Raw genomic sequence first — 20,958 nt, 5'->3', positions numbered from 1 at the left:
TCAGCGGCGAATCACCTAACCGGTCAGCCAATCATGACAATTCAAACCACTATTCGCCTCTTTCAATCTAGCGACGCCGAATCAATTATCGCGTTATGGCAACAAGTCCTTCCGTCGACTAAACCATGGAATGAACCCAAAGACACATTGTGTCGCAAAGCCAATCGGCAAGATGAACTGATATTCGTTGCTGAACGCGACAATCTCATTGTTGGCGTGGCAATGGCCGGGTACGACGGTGTGCCGCGTTGGATCGATTACTTCATCGCAGCACAGTCGTGAACATTCGCAGCGAGCGTTATCGCTTATAAGAGCAACGCAAGAGTGGTACTGCAGCCGGTGCCCAAGAAAATGCTCGCAGTTAACAGCTCGCGAGCAACAAAGTCGAACCACCCCGCGTATGCGTTCGCTGAACGCGGTGAACTGCGGTGCTATTTCGTTCAGATTTGTGTTGGTCGACGATGGCCCCGCGGTGGGTAGGATGCGATTGCAGCCAGCGATTTGGTAACAATGCGTCCAAATCGAGTTCACCCTTAACCAACCGGGGATCGGGTCCAATATGCTAATACGACACGAATTCCGCCTATCGCACTTCCAACTTTTATCGGAGCTCCAGAATTCGTAACAATTCAGCTAAACATCACAAAGCAGCCTTAAATCCCACCGTCTCAATTCGGCCAAAAATGCGACCATAATTCGGCCGGTAACACTTTGCCCCGGCGAAGCATCACTTATTAACTTCATCCAAACTGCGTTGGAACGAACATATTGAAAGCAAATCGACTAGCGAAAATCGTGAGAGGAATGCCAATGCAGAAAATGACTACTGCTACCCAAAAGAACCACTGCGACTTTGTTTGAATCGCTAGTAACATTACGAATGCTGTCGCGATTCCAATCGCAAACCCCGCGAATTCATAGGGCTGTCTACTTTCCATATTATAAGTCTCAGAATACGCAAACTCGCCAAGTAGAAGTCCGCCAATCTCAAACACAATCGCTTGTATAGCCAAATATCCAAGCAACACTCGGGTTTTCCACTCTGAACCAGTTTTCAATCGTTGACTTCCTCAGCCATGCCAGTGCTTTGGTATGGATTGTTTTGGCTATCTTCTGTCATCAACGCCTCTTTCGTAATGATTTGAGTTATGGCGCTCCTTCAACTTCTTGATTTCCTCTTGTCCGTAGTCAGAGAGAAAGAATCGCTGTCACGGATCGCCTGCTCGTTTTTGGTAAAACTCATAACCCATTCGATTTGCTGCGATATCAGCGTTTGATGCAATACCGGTTGAGTAAGTGCCAAAGTAACCAAAACTGCGAAAGGTGCCATCCACCTATCGCAACCCGCTTGTCATATGAATGAATGGCGCAGCTTCGCAGCTCATGACTTTAGGTGTCTGGCAACCTGGGGTTCCGCTTCGTGCCTCAGCTCCACCCCAGGCTAGTGAATGCTGCTACTTCGTAGCTCGAAAAGCAAACAATTGGTGGAGGCAAACAATAGGTGGTAAGCTAAGAATAAACATCAGGCTCTATTCTTGGACCGCCCCGCAAGTGAAACCGAAGAAGTGTTTTCGAGCTGGCTTGGCAAAACGACCGTTGCCTTCGGCGATGTTAGATGCGATTGAGAGCGAGGCGCGGTTGACTTGGTCAGCCAGATGATTGTAGCGGGCCGGGAATTGTTCGGTCAGGTCACAGATGGCATCGGCTAAGTCAACTGACTTTTGGTAGACCAGTAGCTTTTCGAAGGCGAAAGTCATTTGGTCTCCCTAGAGTTGGACTCGACGGAGGCTCTCAAGAAAGAGAGTCGTGAGCAGAAAGTAGACCGAGTAGACAAGGAGAAAGCGGAGTGGCGATGAAAGTTCTTTTGCCCTGGAAAATCTCCAGGTCTAAAATCTTTCTACTCTCTACTTTCTCCTGCCTACTATCTGTTGGCCGAAGGCCAATGGAGGATGGAGAACACGAATTGAACTTTTTATGGCGGGAGTTCTTAGGGCGGCATTAGTTCTCGCGGTTATCCAGACCATTGATCAGACCGCTAAGCATCCGTGAAATCTCCTCGAGCTGCGATTTCAGCTTCGCGTGGAGTTCGTCTGAAACGAGCTTTCGTCGGCGTGCAAGCTCAAGCTGCGGGACGCATTCTTGGACCGAGCCGCGGGCAATACCGAAGAAGTGCTTTCGATCAGGCTTTGTGAAGCGACCATTGCCTTCGGCAATATTGGAAGCAATGGACAGAGAGGCACGGTTCACTTGGTCGGCAAGATGGTTGTATCGGGCGGGAAATTGCTCGGTCAATTCGCAAACTTGATCGGCAAAGTCGACCGCCTTTTGGTAAACGAGCAGTTTTTCGAATGCGAATGCCATCGCAGCTCTCCAGGTTTGGAGTCTACCCACACTGCAAAAGGAAGAGAGTAGTGAGTAGAAAGTAGACCGAGTAGACAAGGAGAAAGCTGAGCGGTGATGAACGATTGCTTGCCCTGGAAAATTTCCAGGACTGGAATCTTTCTACTCTCTACTTTCTCCTGCCTACTCTCTATTGGCCTTTGGCCAATGGAGGATAGGGGACATAGAGCCTTAAACCCTAAAGCCTTACGCTGAAACGACTTACGGCACCGCAAAATTCGCCAAATCAGACAACCTGCCTGACAAAAACTGGGCATTCTGACACAAACCGAGTTTACGATCCGTTGACTAGACAGTTGGCCAATCGCCATTCTGGCAAAGCAGCATCTTTTGGTTCTTTGGAAACTAGATCCATCGCACTCGGAGTGCGATCAAAATGAGCGTGCAGACCGCCGCAGAAAATGGAAACCAAGCATCAAGTCTTCAGCTATTCCACCAAGCTCAGCTCGGCGATCTGATAGTTGCCGTACACCTTTAGAAAGAGACCGTTGGGATCGGCAATGTCATAGGGCCGACTTTCAAGCTTGTGATAGCCTCCGCTCCATCGGTATTGTTCACCCGAATCGCTGACGACATGGACGCCGATAGCGTCAACGTGCATCGTAATTGTGTGATATTCTTTGTCTGGGAAGAAATCCACAGCCTGCGTTGTTTCGCCCTTCAGAATCGCAATATTTGTAATTTTGCGACCACCTCCCAACTGCAAGCCAATCTGGTGGTTCGAGTGAACAATTGGAAGGACAAACTGTCTGGTCACATCGCTTAGACGTTTCGCTCGCAATTTGAGCGTGTAATCTTTGTTCGGTTGATAGGGAATCTGGATTGCGGCACCGTACTGCTCATGATTTCCATTTGGTGAGTTTCCAACCAAACCATTCTCATCCAGAGTCCAGGTCCCACGAATAACATCACGGTTCAGAATGATATAACTGAGCAAATTTACGGTCCCCGGTTGGGCATCAGTATTATCAGACATCAGCCCCGTTTGTTCTTTGAACGCACCTCCGCTCACTGCAACACTATCCGCATCATTTGCCCGTGGGTTCGTTCTTCTTGTCTCAAGTGCGTAGACAGCCAAAATTGAGACCAATGCTACTGTCGCGATACCTGCCATGAACCTGGGATAAATGCTTCTGGACTTACTTGCTAGATGTAAGTCTTCCAGGATTGCTTGAACGTTTTCATACCGCTCACTCGGTTGCAACAGCAAGCATTTTCTGATCACCGGTCTAATTCGCGTCGGAATGCCGCTCCAACTGACCGATCCATTTTGAATAAACCCGTCACTGCCTCGAAACGGGTGCTCTCCCGACAACAATTCGTATAACAAAATACCGAGCGAAAAAACATCCGATCGCACGGACGCCATGACTTCACCCGTCGCACATGCTAGAAGCTCCGGTGCAATATAGCCGGTGCTGCCTTGTTGCACTTTTTGATAACTACCAGTTCCAGAATCTACTGCGATACCGAAGTCGGCAACTTTGGCACTGGAATTGTGATCCAGCAACACATTCGACGGCTTGATGTCACGATGAATTATTCCCTGCTTATGTGCAAAATGAATTCCATTTGCGACGTCCGAGAACCATTGAACTGCAGTCGGCAATGATATCTTCGGCGGCCCAATTTTATCTCGTAGACTTCCGCCTTCAACGAACTCACTAACAATAAATGCGTGCTCCCCGATCTGTCCAACATCGTACACGGGCACGATGTTTGGATGGCTGAGCCGAGCGACCTTCTGGGCCTCCTCAAGTAAATGCTCCTTTGACACGTAGCGATCTTGTCTCGCAATCTTGATTGCAACAAAACGTTTCAATTGATGATCTATCGCCTTATAGACTTGCCCAAATCCTCCGCTGCCGACTTGGCTTAGCAGTTCGTACCGATCGCCAAAGGTTTGCCCGGATTGATCAACCTGCGACGATGTCAGCGACGCATCCTCTTCGCCATGAAGCATCCAATTCATCTTCTTGAGTTTTTCAATCTGCTCTGCAACCGCATCCACCATTTGAGGATTGTCGACACAAAGTTCTTCTGGAGAGCGTTCAGCACCGGCCTGGCAGGATTCTTCCCATAGCACTAGGTAGGCTGAAATGTTGTTAGAATCCTGATTCAATCGAATGCCCAACCTTCAAGAGTATTGCAAAGATTTATTCGAGCCGTCGCCCAACGTCGCTTCAAAGTGGCCAGAGAGATCTGGAGGAAATCGGCAGCCTCAGACTGAGTCAGGTTGTCATACCAAAGCAGACCGACGACTTGCTTCTGCTCCTCCGGCAGCCCCTCCACAGCTTCATGAAAAGCCGTCCATGCGTCCAAACTCTCGGGCTTTAGTGACGCATTCTCCAGATGAACGCCGATAATGTCTGACTCTAGATTTGTTGCTAGTCCTTTTGCTCCGTTGCATTTACGTGCCAAGTCAATCAACTCTCGCCTAATCATGGTAATAGCTAGGCCATAAAACTCTTGCGAGTCCGCCGGAGCAAGCGAGTCTAAAGCCCGATTCAAGCGGATTAAAGACGCCTGAAGCACATCTCCCGTTTCACACCATCTTTTAACTTTTGGAAAATCACGCAACATTTTTCGTGTCAACACTTCGAGTCGAGCACAAGCATGTTCAATAACACGTCCTTTGGCGTCTCGTGAAGGCGATTCGAGCAAATGGATGCTACTGAGGAGAGTTGTTGTCTTTTCCATCTCCCGATTTTAACTGAATCGTCAATTGGCGAGGAGCACCTTAACCGGGGAGATTTGCTTCAATTCCACAGGCGAAAACTATCAATGATGCCTGCAAAAGCTTATTTTTCGCCGCAGCTTCTTCCTGACAGGCCCTGATGCATTTTTCGTGTGACTCTCCGCAAATGTCGCCAAGCATGTGCAACACAGTGGATAGGTCGAATTCCTCTAAAATTTCTATCAATCGTTGCTTCGCCACTTCTTCACTCATAAGCTCTCCCAGATTAGATGCTATCAACGTAGAGCGGAAAAATTCGCTAGATAGCTCAAAAATGTGAGCCACTTTCGCAAGAAAGCACGCTTCTATTCCAGGTGAGATTGTCCTTAATTTCGCGACTTGCGTTTTCGCGACAAGGATTCGATCAATCTGTTAAACAAAGGACAGAGCATGAGCAGTGTTTCGCGATCGGAATTCAAGAGTAGCTCTTGGAAGAGCTCAGATGCTCGCTTTTGCAGAAAATCAGCCTCCTCGTCACTTTCACGTACAGGAAGGGGCAACAACTCGTGTGTAGTTACCTGAAGTGCTTTGGCCAACCGTTCGAGCAAATCTATACCTGGACTAGTAGAACCAGATTCCAGCCTCCCGACATAGCTAGATGTAACTTTTGCCAGCGTGGCCAGTTCAAGCTGGGTCATTCCTCGAGAGGCTCTGACTTCACGTAGTCTCGACGCAAACCGGAGAACCACTCGATCCTGCTGGACCACAGTATTAGGATTTCTCTTCTTTGCCATAACCGATTCTCCCAAGTGAATCTGTCGGCACCTGTGACCTAAAAGCCCGTCTTATTGGATGTTTCCACAACCACTATTGTGAGTACAATATGTTATGGTGTATCCTTTCGTTCTTGTTTTAGGCGAGTGCCCCGCTGATTAAATGCTTTGGGCTTTACCACTCATAGCGTGGAAAACCCATTGTGAATTTTATCGACAAAGGCACTTTTTGCACAAAATTCTTTCAGCTTTGAGTTCACTGCTAGGGGAACGGAATCACTCAGACACGGGTTTTGCTTGAATGCAATTGTGAGCCAAAACGAAACGACAGTAATCAGAACTCGAGACGAAGTTAATTACACAATGACATCAGCACGATTGAAAGCCACAAAGGTTTGCAAAGTCCTGATGAGCTACCCAGCATGGTTTCCTCGCTTTCCAATCAAGAGCAATGTTCCAAACCGCGTGAGAACATTGCCAATATCGATCTGTAGTATCCAGTTTTTCGCAGTACGGATTTCAAATGTCAAAAGTTAACACGTTCCACTTGATTGTGGCTTCCAGCATTATTTTCTTCGTCGGCTGCGATGCTCGCAGCTCCGTTCTAAAGGACAACATTACCGGGCAGATTGATCGACTAATCGGCGATGTAAAAGTCAAACAAAAAGAAGCCGAGTTTGCGGTCGAAAAGATGGAAGGCGGGATCAACGAAATCAAAAAGGGTAGGATCGAGACAAAAGTTAGGCTGACTCAAATCACGAAGAAAATCGATGATACAATATTGAAAGTCACCGACATCGACAAAGCACTTGTTCGGCTGCGTGATTATTTGAAGCAAGGAGGCGATGTAGATATTGCTGGAAAGACGATTTCGCCAGCAGAGTTGAAGAAGATGGCTGACACAACCGTCGCATCGAGAAAAAAGTTGGTCTCACAGATTGAAACGCTAGAAACCTCACAAAGAAAACTTGCTGAAACGGTTGCGTCCCTCGAGAAGAGAGAAGAAGAAGCAGAGAGTCGACTTGATTCAATCCGATTGACTCTGGATGAGATAAAGACCAAGGCCGTTGCCCTAGATGCAATGAAGAACACCAACGGCTCCGCAGTGCTCGGGGATGGTTTAGATTTCGATGATTTGGAAAAGCAAGTAGCAGGAATTTCTGAAAAAATGGATGTAGAACTTGCCGTTCAAGATGAGAAATGGCAAGACGAAAGAGATTCGAGCAGCAACATGAATTCAATTGACGATATTCTCTCAGCCACATCGACGGAAGACGACACTATTGCGGAGATTGATCAGCTGCTAGGAACGTCAGAATGATTTAAGTATTCGCATGCTACCTACCACTTTGTTTAACCGATTGAAGTGCACGACAAGAGTGAGCAAAAGAAGCAGATCACTGCTTTGTATCTTCTGCTTGCCACTCATACTGACGTCGCACTGTTGCTGCTCGAAGCCGAGTGAAGTAAGTAGCAGCGTGGTAGTCGAGTCCAAGGTTCAGGTCGACAGCCTTAGTGAACAAGTTGTCGACCTAAACAGCAAAATTGGTGACTGGAAATCGACAAAGGAAGATCTGACAAAGCTCAGCATATCGCTTCAAAAAGACAAAAACGGTTTAATCATCAACCTAAAATCCCTTGGTGTATCAAGCACTGAGCTCAAAAGCGATAATCCCAAGGCAAGCATTCTGCTTGGCGAGCTCCGAGACGTTCTTCAGCAAGCAATGCTGTATCAAAAAAAGCTGGACGAGTATGACTTGGCCATCTTTAAAAGCGAGTCGCGTCTTCGCACGATAGAACGAAGAATTGCTGCAAGAGAAACCGGGCTCACGGATTCGGAACTCGACGAGTTATCACGTAGTATGCTTACGCTTGACGATGAGCTACAAGCAGAGCAAAAGACAGTACTTCCCATCGAACTAGATGAAGCACTGATCGCCTCATTGTCTGACACGGCCTTTTCCGAATCTAAATTAAATACGTTAAATCAAACCGAAGAAATACATTCCAGTACACCTTCCGCTGCAGACCCTGAAGGGACCAATTTGGGGAGCAAGCAGCCCGATACTGCGTCGGTAGAAGTAGTTCGGCCGGATCCAAAGAGGGAGTTGGAACCTCCGCCATCAGAACATCAAGCGAAAGCAAATCTCGCAGACGACATTATAAAAGGCACGTATGAAGTTGAGTGGGTTAAGCCGGATACAATGGATCATGGAATCGCAATCTACACTTTCACTGATAAGGGTAAAGTTGCGATTGGCGACGATGTAGTGGGGGTATGGCATAAACGAGAAGCCGACTACGTCGTCACGTATTCAGACGTTGCTTTTGGTACCGCCGTAATCAAATTTCAGGGATTTTACTCGTTCCTAGGAAATCATAAGCTGGAAAACGGCGTGATTTCCAACTGGACTGCCCGAAGAATAAACGGGAATACGGGAACTAGAGGCGATGCGGTAGACGGCGGTGATCAACCGCGTATCAAGAATCTTATAGGCAAAAGCGATGGAAAGTTCTTTGATCTTGTTGTTGTGGACGAAAACAATATTGTTGTCGCTTGTGAAAATGGAACAATTCGATGTTACAACACAACAATTTTGCCAAATATTGCACCAGTATGGATTGCGAAAACCGAAAACCAGTCAGCTCTAGCTGTCCAGAGGATTCCTAACACAGCAAATCTTATCGCCGCGTCGAGTAAAAAAATATTTTTTATAAATGCCCAATCTGGAAACATCTTTAAGACCGTCGATATTCCACCAGGTGCAGGGGACAATCTTGGAGATTTGGTTTTCTCGGCTGATTGTAAGCATTGCGTGGTGTCAGGTGCAGGCAATGTTATTCGCTTTAGCACGCTTGACGGAAAAGTACTTAACAGTGTGAAAGCATGGATTCCTTCGGTTCTCTTTTTCAACAATGGTCATTCTATCTTGCTGGGTTGCACTGAGGGTAGCTTCCCGATAGAGCTTGCGTCATTTACTAAACGATCTGAACTTAAAGCGATTAAGAAATTCAATGGTCTTCGGGACCGATGCTTTTCTTTAGCGGTGTCGGATGATCAGAGATTTCTTGCTGCGACCACGGGGCCTGCAAGACCCAAACAGAATCCACCTGAAATGAAGACATTCATCTTTGATTTAAAAACCGGAGAAAAGCGATTCGAGTTTCATACGGTACACAACTGGCAACACGCTTCTCGGTTTTCACCTCACGGAGATTTTTTGGTTACAGGGGGAGGCGGAGGGCGTTCCGGCGGAGATTGGTACGGAGTAGAACATTGGTCCATTAGCTCTCTCAACATTTACAACTTGAAATCTGGTGTGAAGGTCGATGAACTTTTCGGACACTCTGCGGCCATCCTTGATATTGAATTCTCGCCAGACGGCAAGAAGTTCTACTCAGCCTCGGCAGATGGCACAATTCGCGTTTGGGACATGAAGAATTAAGAAACAACGCACTTGCTTATAACAAAGAGACTCTCGCCCTTAACCGCTCTGGTGCATCGATGGTACCTTAGCAGTCACTGATTCCCGAATAGTTGTTGCGTTTCTGATTTTGCAACAACTCGGAAGTTGAATTGATATGGCCGTAGATTCACTCTTGCAAATCGTCGTGTCAGCTTGCGTCCGATTCAGCAAGCCGCTCATCAATCAGTTCGTCGATGCAACTAGCTCTATGCTAGCTAGGATGATTTCGTGAGATGAGCAACTCTACCCACATTCGACGATAGGTTGGCGGATAAACGGTTTTGCTCGGGACGGTAGCAGAACATGCTTGTACGCTGAATAGGCTGGTTAGTGGAATCACTAACTAACTAAGCAGCCGCTACTCACTTAAAATTTGGGAACTTGGTCAGGTCGGTATAAATTGTTTCATGAGCCTAGCACAACGTGATTATCTTCCATTTCTCCCTCGTCCTCTTGATCGCTTTTTGATCCGGGTTCGAGTACCAGAATTCCGGTTTGAGTTTGGTCGACTGGTTGTTAAACATACGTGGTCACCGATCCGAACATTGGAGACTTCGACTTTATTATTTATCTTTAACTGAAAAAGCGGTTGACGATCTTCCCATGTTAAAACGAAGCGACCGTTTTCGTCGCTTTTTGTTTCTCGCGTCACTTCCCCACTGACAAGAACCCCCGAAATGCACATATTCCTTGCAGCACTGCCGTTTCGGTACTTCACCGTGCCAGTAATGAAGCCTCCTTTAATTTCTGCTCGCCAAAGCTCGTATTCAACTGAGTCAACGCTGGCTTGAGTGAAAAGATAGACTCCCACGCTGTCATCTTTGCTCACATCTTTAAAAGTACTTTCATCGCAAATAACTGACAATTCGCTTGAACATGCTATTTGATTGGAGCGATCGAATACTGGTGTAGTCCACTCAGTGGGACCTGTCGAAATCCCAAACTGTAAGCCAACGGGGCTCTCCTTATAAGCTGTGTGAATGCCTAGGCTGAACTCAATAGCATTTACTGCAGCTTTAAATATTACGACCGCACCACTACTTTGCCCACTGATGAAATACCCCTCTCGCATGGTCGAGGAAAATTCTGAATTGCTTATCAAGAACTTCTTGAATTCTGACCATTCGTCGGTCGCCAACCTTTGAACTTCCTCGGAAGTGGGACGAAACTTCATACTTACAATCGAAAGCTGCTTAGTGACGCCGATCCAGTCACGGAATCGCTCGCTTCGTAGTTCGGCCAATGCAGAAACTTCGTCGCCCTCTTCTTCAAGGCGACCGCTGGCAGTATACGTCATCGTCTCAATTACTTGTTCACTCGATTCGTTAAGGGAAAACTGAGCTTGAGCGTTCAAATTAAAGTACTTAAAACAATATTGACAAGGAAAGTTTTGAATATTCTCTGCGAAAGCTCGAGTCAACGCATTCCTATCAGTTACTACATTCTTGCAGTGTTCGCAACGAACGATCCGCGATTTTTGAAATACAATATTACATGCGGTAAGGTGTGACTCTATAGCTCTTTCAAAAAGGGAAAGATTCGATTCGCTGTTGTTAAGAGAAAACATGCAAAAAGTAGCAGCACCATTAGCTGATGAAACCAACTTTACGCCACACTGGGTCCCGTTCAAACACATAAAAACAACGGTGTTTTTCCAAGCACTGATTAGCTTGAAAATTCCACCGTAATATAGTTTTACGACTAGAGTTGCATAAACGTTTTCAACAGGTCCTTGAAGTTGAAACTCAACTTGTTCATGGAATTCCTCTGACGATTTTTCGGGCATTTCCTCGTTGAACTTTGCCGGAAATACTAGCCAACCGTCTTGATCGAAAGCCAAACCGAGACGCAGAAATTCTTCCACTGTAGCATGTAGTAAGTAGGTTCGATCAACATCATCCAATTGGTCAGCATCTGTTAGACGAATGCGACTTTCTAGGACCTCTGATCGAAGAACGCAACCCAGTCCAGCGTTATGGCGACGGGCGGCGTCAATAACATCGGAAGCAAAACCGTTCAGAAGTTCGGGCCGCAAGAGAACGAGGTCCCCGAAAGAAAGTCTTTTAATAACGCCCGTGTTTTCGACGTGGCCAATAACTGTCCGAAACTGTGCTTCAGTTGCGGCACTGCCGGAGGCTTGAGAGGTAAACTCTCTGAAAAGCGTCGACTGACGCACTAAGTATCGAGTATCGTCTCGTACCGAAATCAGAAATTGTTTGATGGCCCGAAAGATCTCAGGACTACTAGTCTTGGGGAGCGAAGACCAGCTAATACCATTGATAATCTCTTGCTTCAATTTGTCGCAACCCTCGCCAGTAAATGCACTGGTTTCGAAATGTGAATCGAAGCCCGTTTGACTACAAATTGACTGAATCTTCCGAGGCATTAACCGAACGCTTCCAACGTCGGTCCGAGAGGCTACATACCATTTCCTCACTGGACCATCTGAAGTTCTATCTAGAGCAGAAATCCAATAACTTACTCCCGCAAAAGAATCATCGGATTTGGTCGGATCGTAGAGTAGCAAGGCAAGATTTGCTTGATTTAGAAAAATCTGATGCACCAGTCGATACTCTGGCTGTCCCGCAAAATCCCATAATAATATGTCTTTATCAGCTTCTTCATGTAGACTCCATACTTGCATTCCGTGAGTTGATCTATCGCGTTCATCCCATTTACCTTCCGCAAGCCTGTAGCCAAGCTTGGTTTTCCCGACACCGCTATCACCTAACAAGACGACTTTTGCATTAGAATACTGAACTGACTTTGTGTCGCTGCGGGGGACAAGTGCATCTTGATCTACGTCTAGTATTGTAATTTCAGTATCGCGACGATGAAGAACAGCTAATCGATTTGTACATTTATCGAATGCAATGCTGGGATTATTCGAAAACGAACGTCGTACAGGTGCCCGTTGCTCAAGTAACGTCTCCCAGGATTCTGTATTCCATATTTTCAAGTGCTGGTCGAACGACTTTGCTGCCAACATTTTACCATCAGATGAGTAGGTTACGGACTGAGCGTCATGCGTAAACCCCTCCAAACAGATAGTGCACGAATCACTATTAGCGTTCCAGACTCGAACCGTTTTGTCTTTTGAAGTAGTGGCGATCGTTTGGCCATCAGGTGACCACGAAATACCTGTAATCGCACCATGGTGACCAATAAGTCTTCTGACCAATTCGTGTGACGTTGAGTCCCAGATTTGCAAACCGTGGGCTTCTGATCCGCTGGCCACATATTTTCCATCAGGCGAAAAGCACACAGTCAAAACGGATGTGCCACCGGAGTGAATTCGAGCTGAAACTTTACCTGTCTCAGAGTCACAGAAAACTAAAAATCCGTCGCTACCACCAGAGACAATTATATTTCCTTTCGGCGACCAATCCACGTCATATACCCAACCATCATGAACCAAAAGACATAGGCTCTCTTCACCAGTATCTGGTTTCCAAATACGAACCGTTTGGTCGGCAGAACAAGTTGCTACGAAGTCATTATCTGGGGACCAGGCTGCTCCAAAAACCCAGTGACCATGCTTATTGAAGGATTGCGTGACCTTCATAGTGTTTGCGTCGACTATACACGCGGTACTGTCACACGATGTGGAGCATAAAAGACCACTTCCGTGAGACCAAGCAATTCGATTTACTTGCTTTGTATGCATGTTCATGCGGCCTAGCACACGTATTCCAGCTAAGGTATCAAGTATTGGTGTCCCCAGTTCTTTAACTCGTTTGTTATGACTTGTCGGTTCCGCTCTGACGTGCAGAACATTTAACCTAGTGAGTTCCAGTTGCTCTTTAACCAGTTCTCTGGTGCGTATTTGCTCTTCCTTCAACTGATTTACACCGAGTAATATACTTTTCAGTTTTGCAGCATGGTCTTCAATAATCGCTAAGGACTTCTCGAACGCAGTGCCTGGTGAGGAACTTTGTTCGCACAGACCAACAATTAGATTTCGAGAATCGATTATTTCACGTAATGTTTCCTCGTGCTGTAGGTTTGAGTTGAGTGCTAAGTCATTGAGGCCACCGTGGATTTCGGAAAGAACTTTGATAACAAAGCCTGAGTATGCCCTACCACCGTTATCAGACGTAAAGTCGTCTTTCAGGAGTTCACGAACAGCAATGGGAAGACGTTGAGTAATCTTCTCGGCTACGACATGGAGCCAATTCTCGTTTAGAGTTATTTCGTGCTTTTTGGTGACCATTGACAAAAGTATTACCCAAATGTCTGGCGACAATGCGACCGGATTGCCAAGTTCGCCGGATGCCTGTCGATACCATCCAACTAGTTCATCTTTAGGTAGCTCCGTAAGCTCCGGGGAGATGCGACCGAGTTCACTCCATTCTTCACTTACAAGCGGGCCTAGTCGCTTCAAAAGCTGACGTATTTCGGTGCTCGGGACTTCCTCGGAATCCTCGCTTAAATTCGCCACCACCATTGCTGTCGCGTTTCCGCATAACGTTATTAAATCGTGATTGTTGTACAGGTCCTGCGGGGACAGATGCTGTTTTTTTAAAGAATCATGGAGGACATTCCCCATCCTGCCTGCAAGAATACCCGCCGCAGAACTAGCAGTCCCAACTGCTAACCCATTTAAGAGAGAACCCAGCGAGTTCTCTCCTTGATTCAATGACAATACGTAGGACGTCGCGGAACCAAGTGTTGCTGCCAACGACATCCAACCATGTCGCATCCATTCCCGCTGGTCCATCGATATTTTCATGACTCTTCATTCTGTGGCTAAGCCCAAACGAATACTTGTTGCTCTCAAGTGTATCGCGATCACAGTGACCGACGTCTTTCGTCTGCAATTTTATCCGATCAGCGGAGCATTTGATGCGAGACGTCGGCGGTTCTTTCTGAAATTCAGTCGATAGCTGTGTACGTTCGGCCGTTAGCGTACCCTTTGCTTATGAAAGAAACAACTACTGCTCACCGTCATGCATTACTTGGTTTGGACGCTAACTGGAGCGTGCGATCAGTTTAGTGCCGCCCGGCCGAGAAAGCCGTAGTCGATCAAATCTAGAATTTTGTAGTATCTCTACAATTTCCTTGATATGATGCCCCGGCTCACAACATGTCTTCTGCTCCCGAGTAATCTTGGTGACAAGTAGATACCATGCAATCTGTGACTCGCGTCCCGGCATAGCCAGAAGCACAGGTTGCTAGTTAGTACGGTTGGGCCACACGGCGACAAATTAAACCAGGGATGAGAGTCCATGATATTCGAGAGTCACCATCGGGGCCTTATGTTCTACAAAGGCCATTGGGGAACCGGTGCCGTTAGTGAAGATTTCAACATTCATCTCTAATCTATTGAGGTTTCAGTTACGGCTCTTGCAATCTCGACAACGCTCAGATTCGGATCTTCTGCGGCAAAGTCAACCTCGCTTTGGATACCCTCAAACGCTAAATTCCATAGTCTAATAAACAAAGAGACTCTCCGCCCTTAACCCCTCTTGGGCAGTCATGGTACCTAAGCAGTCACTCATAACCGAATAGTTGTTGCATTTTCGATTTTGCAACAACTTGATAGTTGGATCGATATGGCCACAAATTCTCTCTAGCCACCCGCCGCATTAGCTTGCTTCGGCTTCAGCAAGCCGTTCATCGATCAGTTCATCAATGCAAGCCGCTCTGTACTGGTCGCCGTGATTGAGCGAGATGAGTAGCTCAATCCATAGCTGTTGATAACTTGCGATAAGTAAGAAATTCCGAATTGTTTGGCGAATCAAACGCTTTTGCTCGGGTCGATAGTAAAACATGCTTGTACTCTCCAAAGGTTGGTTAGTGAAAATTGCTAATCAACTAAGCAGTCGCTACTCATGCCTATCGCTACGTTATGCGATGAGCTGACGTTTTTCATTTCTCCTTGACGCTCTCTCCGCATGATGCTTTCGCACGTCCTTTCGCCAATTCGCATTGCCTTGGTATCGGCCCAGCGGCACAAGCTCTAAGTAACCCAATGGGCAGGAAAAGTAGTAAGGAAAGTCTACTTCGCAAAGCGGTTTATAGCCCCACTTTGATTTCACGCAGTTGATCAGATCACAACCGATCCAACGTTCGGAGGATTGCGACTCAACTCCGTCAAGCATGAATGTTCGCTCCCCTACAGTCCACAGTACGCCACTGAAAACGTTGCCTCGGAAGCAGTGCTTGAGACAAATTGAATTTACAACGACGCCATCTTCTCGAGTGTGTTGTCGTCCTTGCGTCAAATCGTCGATCAGGTCTTTGCGAGTACCAACTTCATTGAAATACCAGCCCATTGTAGTCTCCTTTAGCAAGATCAACATGAGCGAAGTGCTCATGCCTTACTCTTTGCTAAGCAGTCACTCAGACTAGTAATCATCTGGAGTTAGTACGCAAGTCGAAGATCGGTCGGCTTCAGTAATAATCCAGATCGCCTCTTCACCAACCTTGTAAACAGAGAAGACACGCTCACCATTCTCAATAGCTCCAACATTGGTCTGCCAGTCCTCGTCGCAGCACTCGCCAAAATCTCCTGTGACGTGTCGAGTAATGAGCGTAGCGGGTGCAATACCCGCAATCTCCAAAACTTCAATTGCTGCTGGAGTCGCTACGATCTGGCCAAGTGTGAAAAGTCGCTTGTCGGTTTGAATCATAAGGTTATTTTCTGTTTTTGATGATGAGTTGAATTGGACTGCTAAGCATAAACAGCGAGTACTGCTCGCTTCACTCGGTCCCAGTCATCCTCATCAAGCTCTCGCTCGACTTCTGGCAAGGGAGTAACGTATGCACTAGCGATAGAGCAATCACGGTTGCTGCTGAAGCTGATTGCAGGTGCCCAGTAGCCACATCCTGGTGCTTGAAGCGATCCCATTGTCTCTGTTCGTTCGGCAACTAAATCGCAGTGTTCGACAAAGTCATCGAACTGCTCCCGAGTAAGGATGGCACACCATTTCTTATGCGTACCGTTTTCCCAGTCGCCTTCAAGATACGAGTATTCGCTTTCGCCCGACTCGGTTTCGTCCCATAGCTCGTCAGCGAAAGGTGGTGCAAATCGGTCAAGATTGACGTCTTCCGGTACGTCGACAGAATAGATAACTGAAAACAGCATGAGCGGCTCCTTAACAACATGATTGCACTGCGATTTGCAGTGCTTACACAGTGTTAAGCAGTCGCTGAGAAGTTTGTTGAACTGAAATAGTTCAGCCACTTGGCAAGAAGTTGGCTTACGTAAGATGGTCAATTATGGCGAAACATCTTAAGTGCGTCTGTTTAGGCTTCTCGAGCCCCCAGAAGCTTTCGATTTAGCAAACCTCCGCTGTGCAGCATTTCATTCAACGCGGATTCTAGGTCGGATTCAAGCAACTCTTTCGCACCGTCACGTTCAATTGCATATTGAGTCGAACGCCTCATCAACTCTTTTATGAAAGCAGCACTAACTCCTTCTGTACGTTTCACCGTCGATTCAACTAGTTGTTCCGAAAGATCAATCGACGGGGCATAAAGCTGAATCAGTTTTTTTCTACCAATCGCATCAGGTAAAGGAAACTCTATCGCTTGATCAATTCGTCCAGGCCTTGCGGCCAACGCGGCTTCCAGTGCTTCCGGTCGGTTGGTTGTCAAAATAAAGAAGATCTCCGCGTCTTCGGTGAGCCCATCCATCTCGTTGAGCAACTTGTTGAGCAAGATTTCTTCGCAAGGACTATTCATTGAAGCCCGATCACGTGCAATTAGATCAACATCTTCAATCAACACGATGCTTGGCTGCAGTAACCTGGCAAGAGTCATGTACTCTCCAAGCAAACCTACTTGTTCGGCGGAAATGATCAGCGTCGTGTGACCGTCAAGCGAGTTTGCAAGATGATGTAACGTATGCGTTTTTCCGGTCCCGGGAGGGCCGTAAAACAAGAGTCCCTTCTTTTTTGACAACCCAATCGATGCAAGACGTGCTCGGTTCTTCGCAAAGTTCACGACATTTCGTTCAAGAAGCTCTAACGTATGGGCGGGAAGTATGACCTCTTCACGCAATACGTTTCGAAGCTTGTGCACTGTGATGCCTGACGATCTGCCGGAGTATCTATGTTCAGACTTTTGTAATGAAAGGATTTTCCCTCGATAGGTCTCACCTTTTGCAACTGCTTCTTCAAGCTGGGAGAAGATACGACGCGTGAGAGCAGCACCAGTCGCATCATTTTTGCTTGCAACTTCAATCTGTATTCCCGTTATGTCCATGTAGTGGCCGCATGGCGACAACATCAGAGCGATTCGATCACCATCAATCTCAAGCAACCATAAAGCATTCTTAAGCACTCGTACCGGCACTTCATCCCCAGTGTCAAGCTCTTCGTATTCAGGTGGTGTTGCCTTCGTCTGATTGTGAGAGCTTTCGACTACACAGTCGGTCATCGTAGGCGAACTATGCGAGTACTCACTTCGGATACCAGAGAAGTGATGCACCTTCGAATTTGAACCTAACAACAGATCGATCGATTTTTGCAAATCGGCACGGACTCGGTAAGGAAATTGTCGCTGAGAAATCGAAAGCTGCTCGACTTGAACTGGGGAAAAGTGAGTTCGCAAGAGCGTCGATATTGCGTCCTTTGATGTTGCGTTTTCGTCGGAAGCTAATTTACTTCGAATTGCCCATGCGACGATAGCACCAACCACAAGGCCAAGAAAAAGCCAACCGAAGTACTGCATCATGATCGTAGAAAATTTGTGTTGAGTTTGAGCCAACTAAACGCGAGGACGTGACATTAACAACTTCGCCGATAATCCTGCATGAACAGAGTGTAACATTTCGAGAGCAGGTTCGCTCACAAGCAGCAGAAGTGAATGTAGAAAGTGGAAAACCTGCAAGATGGGGGAGTATTGCGGCACCTTATTCAAGTCATTTCTGCGACGCACGCTTCGTCCCACTTTTTTGATATGCTAACACCATCGCACTTGCAAACTGAACGAACGCTAAATCTGAATACGGCTATGACCGGAGCTTCAAAGATGAACATCATCCCCTATCTAAGCGTTGGACCGCTGCTGTTTGACGCGATGTCACCGGAAGAATGTTGGCGACTGATCGGAGAACCAACCAGTCAGTACCAGACTCCTGGATAAAGAAGACAGTTTATGAATTTGAGGACTGGAGGGTTGGATTCAGCGACGACAGAAATCTACTTGCTGAGGTCTCGTTCTTCCCAACTACAACGCCTAGTATCAACGAAACGTTATTGGTAACGTGGGATTTTTCATTCTTAGAGGAGGCTTGTAAGCTAGACGATGAAGCCGCAATAACACATGGCGTTTTAGTGTTTCCACAGCTAGGGTTCGCGACGACTGGTATCCACGATTGTGATCGATCTCAACTTTCTCTAACAGCATTTCGTCGCTCACACTTGGCCTTTTATCTAGAGTCCTCCGAGCCATTCCGCTTGAGCGATTAGGTACACTAGTTTAGCTTCGACCGATATCCAACTCTTCTGTACCCAAGTCGGCTATGCAGTCTTATAAGCTTCGTATCTTCCCTCGCGAAGCAGACAATATGAAAATGGCAGCAAATCGGCAACCAGATTTTTCTTACAAGACATGAAAGACGCAGACTTACTCACCGCTTTCGAGAACTGTTCGCTTCCAATTGAACAATGGACTCCTCGAGCTCACGTCCGTGTCGCATTTCTGTATGCATCTTCGCACGATCGCGAAACCGCAATCAACTTTATTCGTGACCGCATTAAGGCATACAACAAAGCAACAGATACACCCGAAGCAATAGGTCGAGGCTATCACGAAACGATCACGCAAGCGTTTATGCATCTTGTGTCTGCAGCCAATGACAAAACCGGTCCTCACGAATCTTCCGATGCGTTTTGTAAGTTGCATCCTGAATTGATGACCAAGAATGTGTTATCTGACTACTATTCACGTGATCTGCTAATGTCCTGGGAAGCCAAATCGAAGTTTGTAGCCCCCGATCTAGCTCCGCTGCCTTAGCCGCCGATCCCAATCAAAGAAGAACCAGTAAGTGCCTACGTGATGGACTTTTCTCCATCAGCAAACGAAGTACGACATTTTGATCAGTTAACGCTAAGCTTCATTCGCATTGCCATTCCAAATCGTGTCGGCTCATCACACACAAACGTGAAGCCGCACGCTTCGTAAAAGTGTTTGGCACGCGGGTGCCCCACAACATCAATAAAATCTTTCTTCTTTTCGCGTGCGTAAGTTACGCAATGTCGCACCAGCATTCTTCCGACTCCACTACGCCAACAATTCGGTTCGACAAACAGGCCATCGATTTCAAGCCTGTTCGGATCAGGATTGATTATCGCGGCAAACCCTATAGCAACATTGTCTTCTTCCATTACAAAGACTTGTCCCGCTTCTATTTGTTCTCGTGGTAAAGTCACGCAGTCTGGATTGTCAAGAATATCAGCATTCTCTGAATTATTCGCAAGCGAAGCACGCAATTGCAAAGCTTCGAGTTCAGATTTGTCATCGATCGTTGCTAGTCGGATTGTTCGCATTTTTGGATCTTGACCTCAGGTATCGATGTTACAAGAAACGCAATGGCGAAGTCCTTGGACTGACAGCAAATTCTGTGCTGATGAATCTGTCAGCGTTAACTAGGCCGTCGTTTGTTCCTCTTGCCAACTACAGAAAGTTGACTGTGACGTTTGCTCATCAGGGTTCTTGTCTTGCCATCGTAATCAACATCACATCCGGAAGTTCCGTTTGGCCAAGTTGGCGTAGCATGTTGACGAGCTGAGCGGTCGTGTACTGAGCGTGGGTACAGACATGCAGCAAGATATCAAGTCGCTTTGTTCCAAAACGCTTGCCTGCCCCTGAGCTAGTACTATAACGAAACACGATGTCATCCAGTGAATCGTCAGTCATGGAAGTTAGGTAGTTCTGCCAATGCTCTTCGAGTTCAAGCCATCTGTTGCATAGTTCACTCAGCGTTTGTAACGCTTCGTTGCCTTCCTGATTCCCTGGCAGCTTGTTTGGTAGGTCCCCAGGCATGGCAGACGATTCATTGCCTAGCAGCGTTTCGAGCCAAACGTATTCGGCCGCCATCATGTGAGTGAGTGTTTTCCAAACACTGCCCTGTCCAATAGGTAAATTTTGGCGTAATTGATCGTCGGTAAGAAGTTGAACGGCGTTGATCAACCGGCGATTAACCCACATGCGATGCTGATGAAGGCGTCGAATTGAATCGGTGCAATTCATTTTAGATCATTTCCTGTACGAAGAACGACTAGTTCCGGTGTTAGGTTTTGTCGGTAGCTCGCTCTTATCAGTTTCTTCAATGACAAAAAGTCTAGCCGTTTGATTTGTCGAATGATGCTTGTGGCGAGTATTACTCGGAATGTTGACCATATCATCTTTCTTGAATGTCACTAGCGAACCTTCGATGTTGACTACAATCTCTCCACTTAAGACGTAGCCACGGTGTCCAATCATGCACCAGTCGAGTTCTCGAAACGCAGAAGTGAATTCAAGCAGCCGAAAACGAAAAGCACCCACCTGCCGAGCCTTCACACGCAATCCAGGAGCTGTTTCTTCCCATGGAATTTGTTCAAGTGAAAAGCTGAAGTCCGATTGATCTGAAGCGGACATGAGTGAACTCATTCGGTTAGATTATGTCTCGGTTGACTGAAGTGAACTT

Annotated in this window: 21 protein-coding genes; 5 read left to right on the top strand and 16 right to left on the bottom strand. The window is 46.8% G+C overall.

The window, feature by feature from the left end:
* Positions 1–33 precede the first annotated feature (33 nt).
* Positions 34–282, top strand: a complete 249-nt coding sequence (locus SH451x_RS01935; protein WP_479360629.1) for a GNAT family N-acetyltransferase — start codon at positions 34–36, stop codon at positions 280–282.
* Positions 283–740: 458 nt separating this feature from the next.
* Here the strand turns inward: SH451x_RS01935 and SH451x_RS01930 are convergent, their stop codons facing one another.
* From SH451x_RS01930 to SH451x_RS01900, 7 genes are all read right to left on the bottom strand, one after another.
* Entirely contained in the window at positions 741–1,058 is a 318-nt protein-coding gene (locus SH451x_RS01930) for a hypothetical protein (protein ID WP_479360628.1), read from the bottom strand.
* A gap of 471 nt (positions 1,059–1,529) precedes the next feature.
* Positions 1,530–1,757, bottom strand: a complete 228-nt coding sequence (locus SH451x_RS01925) for a four helix bundle protein (RefSeq protein WP_479360626.1) — start codon at positions 1,755–1,757, stop codon at positions 1,530–1,532.
* 241 nt (positions 1,758–1,998) lie between these two features.
* Positions 1,999–2,361: a four helix bundle protein gene (locus SH451x_RS01920; RefSeq protein WP_479360625.1), complete on the bottom strand. Its 363-nt coding sequence runs from the start codon at positions 2,359–2,361 to the stop codon at positions 1,999–2,001.
* Between the two features lie 466 nt (positions 2,362–2,827).
* The gene (locus SH451x_RS01915) at positions 2,828–4,522 is read right to left on the bottom strand and encodes a serine/threonine-protein kinase (RefSeq protein ID WP_479360624.1); all 1,695 of its coding nucleotides are present in this window, start codon (positions 4,520–4,522) and stop codon (positions 2,828–2,830) included.
* Entirely contained in the window at positions 4,519–5,100 is a 582-nt protein-coding gene (locus SH451x_RS01910) for an RNA polymerase sigma factor (protein ID WP_479360622.1), read from the bottom strand. Before SH451x_RS01910 ends, SH451x_RS01915 begins: the two co-directional genes overlap by 4 nt.
* Before the next feature lie 40 nt (positions 5,101–5,140).
* On the bottom strand, positions 5,141–5,350 hold the full coding sequence (locus tag SH451x_RS01905; RefSeq protein WP_479360620.1) for a hypothetical protein: 210 nt from the start codon (positions 5,348–5,350) through the stop codon (positions 5,141–5,143).
* Positions 5,351–5,463: 113 nt separating this feature from the next.
* On the bottom strand, positions 5,464–5,871 hold the full coding sequence (locus tag SH451x_RS01900) for a helix-turn-helix domain-containing protein (RefSeq protein ID WP_479360619.1): 408 nt from the start codon (positions 5,869–5,871) through the stop codon (positions 5,464–5,466).
* 502 nt (positions 5,872–6,373) lie between these two features.
* Here SH451x_RS01900 and SH451x_RS01895 point away from each other — a divergent pair.
* Complete coding sequence (locus SH451x_RS01895; protein WP_479360617.1) at positions 6,374–7,171, top strand: hypothetical protein; 798 nt, start codon at positions 6,374–6,376, stop codon at positions 7,169–7,171.
* Between the two features lie 157 nt (positions 7,172–7,328).
* Positions 7,329–9,296, top strand: coding sequence for a WD40 repeat domain-containing protein (locus tag SH451x_RS01890; protein ID WP_479360616.1), 1,968 nt, complete (start codon positions 7,329–7,331; stop codon positions 9,294–9,296).
* Positions 9,297–9,744: 448 nt separating this feature from the next.
* On the opposite strand, the gene SH451x_RS01885 is transcribed toward SH451x_RS01890, so the two are convergent.
* The 6 genes from SH451x_RS01885 to SH451x_RS01860 all read right to left on the bottom strand — a co-directional run bounded on the left by SH451x_RS01885 (position 9,745) and on the right by SH451x_RS01860 (position 17,999).
* Complete coding sequence (locus tag SH451x_RS01885) at positions 9,745–14,049, bottom strand: WD40 domain-containing protein (protein WP_479360615.1); 4,305 nt, start codon at positions 14,047–14,049, stop codon at positions 9,745–9,747.
* An 856-nt stretch (positions 14,050–14,905) separates the two neighbouring features.
* On the bottom strand, positions 14,906–15,091 hold the full coding sequence (locus SH451x_RS01880) for a hypothetical protein (RefSeq protein ID WP_479360613.1): 186 nt from the start codon (positions 15,089–15,091) through the stop codon (positions 14,906–14,908).
* 75 nt (positions 15,092–15,166) lie between these two features.
* On the bottom strand, positions 15,167–15,637 hold the full coding sequence (locus SH451x_RS01875; RefSeq protein WP_479360612.1) for a hypothetical protein: 471 nt from the start codon (positions 15,635–15,637) through the stop codon (positions 15,167–15,169).
* Between the two features lie 30 nt (positions 15,638–15,667).
* Entirely contained in the window at positions 15,668–15,952 is a 285-nt protein-coding gene (locus tag SH451x_RS01870) for a hypothetical protein (RefSeq protein WP_479360610.1), read from the bottom strand.
* 41 nt (positions 15,953–15,993) lie between these two features.
* On the bottom strand, positions 15,994–16,407 hold the full coding sequence (locus tag SH451x_RS01865) for a hypothetical protein (protein WP_479360609.1): 414 nt from the start codon (positions 16,405–16,407) through the stop codon (positions 15,994–15,996).
* Positions 16,408–16,568: 161 nt separating this feature from the next.
* The gene (locus tag SH451x_RS01860) at positions 16,569–17,999 is read right to left on the bottom strand and encodes an AAA family ATPase (protein ID WP_479360607.1); all 1,431 of its coding nucleotides are present in this window, start codon (positions 17,997–17,999) and stop codon (positions 16,569–16,571) included.
* Positions 18,000–18,140: 141 nt separating this feature from the next.
* Here SH451x_RS01860 and SH451x_RS01855 point away from each other — a divergent pair, with 141 nt between their 5' ends.
* Together SH451x_RS01855 and SH451x_RS01850 are read left to right on the top strand one after the other, a co-directional pair.
* Entirely contained in the window at positions 18,141–18,410 is a 270-nt protein-coding gene (locus SH451x_RS01855) for a hypothetical protein (protein ID WP_479360605.1), read from the top strand.
* Between the two features lie 468 nt (positions 18,411–18,878).
* On the top strand, positions 18,879–19,283 hold the full coding sequence (locus SH451x_RS01850) for a hypothetical protein (RefSeq protein WP_479360604.1): 405 nt from the start codon (positions 18,879–18,881) through the stop codon (positions 19,281–19,283).
* A gap of 83 nt (positions 19,284–19,366) precedes the next feature.
* On the opposite strand, the gene SH451x_RS01845 is transcribed toward SH451x_RS01850, so the two are convergent.
* The 3 genes from SH451x_RS01845 to SH451x_RS01835 all read right to left on the bottom strand — a co-directional run bounded on the left by SH451x_RS01845 (position 19,367) and on the right by SH451x_RS01835 (position 20,909).
* Positions 19,367–19,816, bottom strand: coding sequence for a GNAT family N-acetyltransferase (locus SH451x_RS01845; protein ID WP_479360603.1), 450 nt, complete (start codon positions 19,814–19,816; stop codon positions 19,367–19,369).
* Between the two features lie 157 nt (positions 19,817–19,973).
* A complete protein-coding gene (locus tag SH451x_RS01840; protein ID WP_479360601.1) occupies positions 19,974–20,519 on the bottom strand; it encodes a DinB family protein in 546 nt (181 codons plus the stop codon).
* Between the two features lie 6 nt (positions 20,520–20,525).
* Positions 20,526–20,909 carry a cupin domain-containing protein gene (locus tag SH451x_RS01835; RefSeq protein WP_479360600.1) on the bottom strand — a complete coding sequence of 128 codons (384 nt, stop codon included), beginning with the start codon at positions 20,907–20,909 and terminating at the stop codon, positions 20,526–20,528.
* Positions 20,910–20,958: the final 49 nt, after the last annotated feature.

Source organism: Njordella aestuarii (assembly GCF_056494165.1).
The sequence above is the reverse complement of the archived record's forward strand: the minus strand, read 5'-3'. Positions and strand labels throughout refer to the sequence as shown.

Bases quoted from the DNA above. Each gene is read 5' to 3' on its own strand.
- SH451x_RS01910 (WP_479360622.1), bottom strand. From the start codon at position 5,100: ATGGAAAAGACAACAACTCTCCTCAGTAGCATCCATTTGCTCGAATCG.
- SH451x_RS01865 (WP_479360609.1), bottom strand. From the start codon at position 16,407: ATGCTGTTTTCAGTTATCTATTCTGTCGACGTACCGGAAGACGTCAAT.
- SH451x_RS01885 (WP_479360615.1), bottom strand. From the start codon at position 14,049: ATGAAAATATCGATGGACCAGCGGGAATGGATGCGACATGGTTGGATG.
- SH451x_RS01935 (WP_479360629.1), top strand. From the start codon at position 34: ATGACAATTCAAACCACTATTCGCCTCTTTCAATCTAGCGACGCCGAA.
- SH451x_RS01895 (WP_479360617.1), top strand. From the start codon at position 6,374: ATGTCAAAAGTTAACACGTTCCACTTGATTGTGGCTTCCAGCATTATT.
- SH451x_RS01925 (WP_479360626.1), bottom strand. From the start codon at position 1,757: ATGACTTTCGCCTTCGAAAAGCTACTGGTCTACCAAAAGTCAGTTGAC.
- SH451x_RS01850 (WP_479360604.1), top strand. From the start codon at position 18,879: ATGAAAGACGCAGACTTACTCACCGCTTTCGAGAACTGTTCGCTTCCA.
- SH451x_RS01835 (WP_479360600.1), bottom strand. From the start codon at position 20,909: ATGTCCGCTTCAGATCAATCGGACTTCAGCTTTTCACTTGAACAAATT.
- SH451x_RS01840 (WP_479360601.1), bottom strand. From the start codon at position 20,519: ATGAATTGCACCGATTCAATTCGACGCCTTCATCAGCATCGCATGTGG.
- SH451x_RS01860 (WP_479360607.1), bottom strand. From the start codon at position 17,999: ATGATGCAGTACTTCGGTTGGCTTTTTCTTGGCCTTGTGGTTGGTGCT.
- SH451x_RS01875 (WP_479360612.1), bottom strand. From the start codon at position 15,637: ATGAGCACTTCGCTCATGTTGATCTTGCTAAAGGAGACTACAATGGGC.
- SH451x_RS01900 (WP_479360619.1), bottom strand. From the start codon at position 5,871: ATGGCAAAGAAGAGAAATCCTAATACTGTGGTCCAGCAGGATCGAGTG.
- SH451x_RS01920 (WP_479360625.1), bottom strand. From the start codon at position 2,361: ATGGCATTCGCATTCGAAAAACTGCTCGTTTACCAAAAGGCGGTCGAC.
- SH451x_RS01870 (WP_479360610.1), bottom strand. From the start codon at position 15,952: ATGATTCAAACCGACAAGCGACTTTTCACACTTGGCCAGATCGTAGCG.
- SH451x_RS01880 (WP_479360613.1), bottom strand. From the start codon at position 15,091: ATGTTTTACTATCGACCCGAGCAAAAGCGTTTGATTCGCCAAACAATT.
- SH451x_RS01845 (WP_479360603.1), bottom strand. From the start codon at position 19,816: ATGCGAACAATCCGACTAGCAACGATCGATGACAAATCTGAACTCGAA.
- SH451x_RS01905 (WP_479360620.1), bottom strand. From the start codon at position 5,350: ATGAGTGAAGAAGTGGCGAAGCAACGATTGATAGAAATTTTAGAGGAA.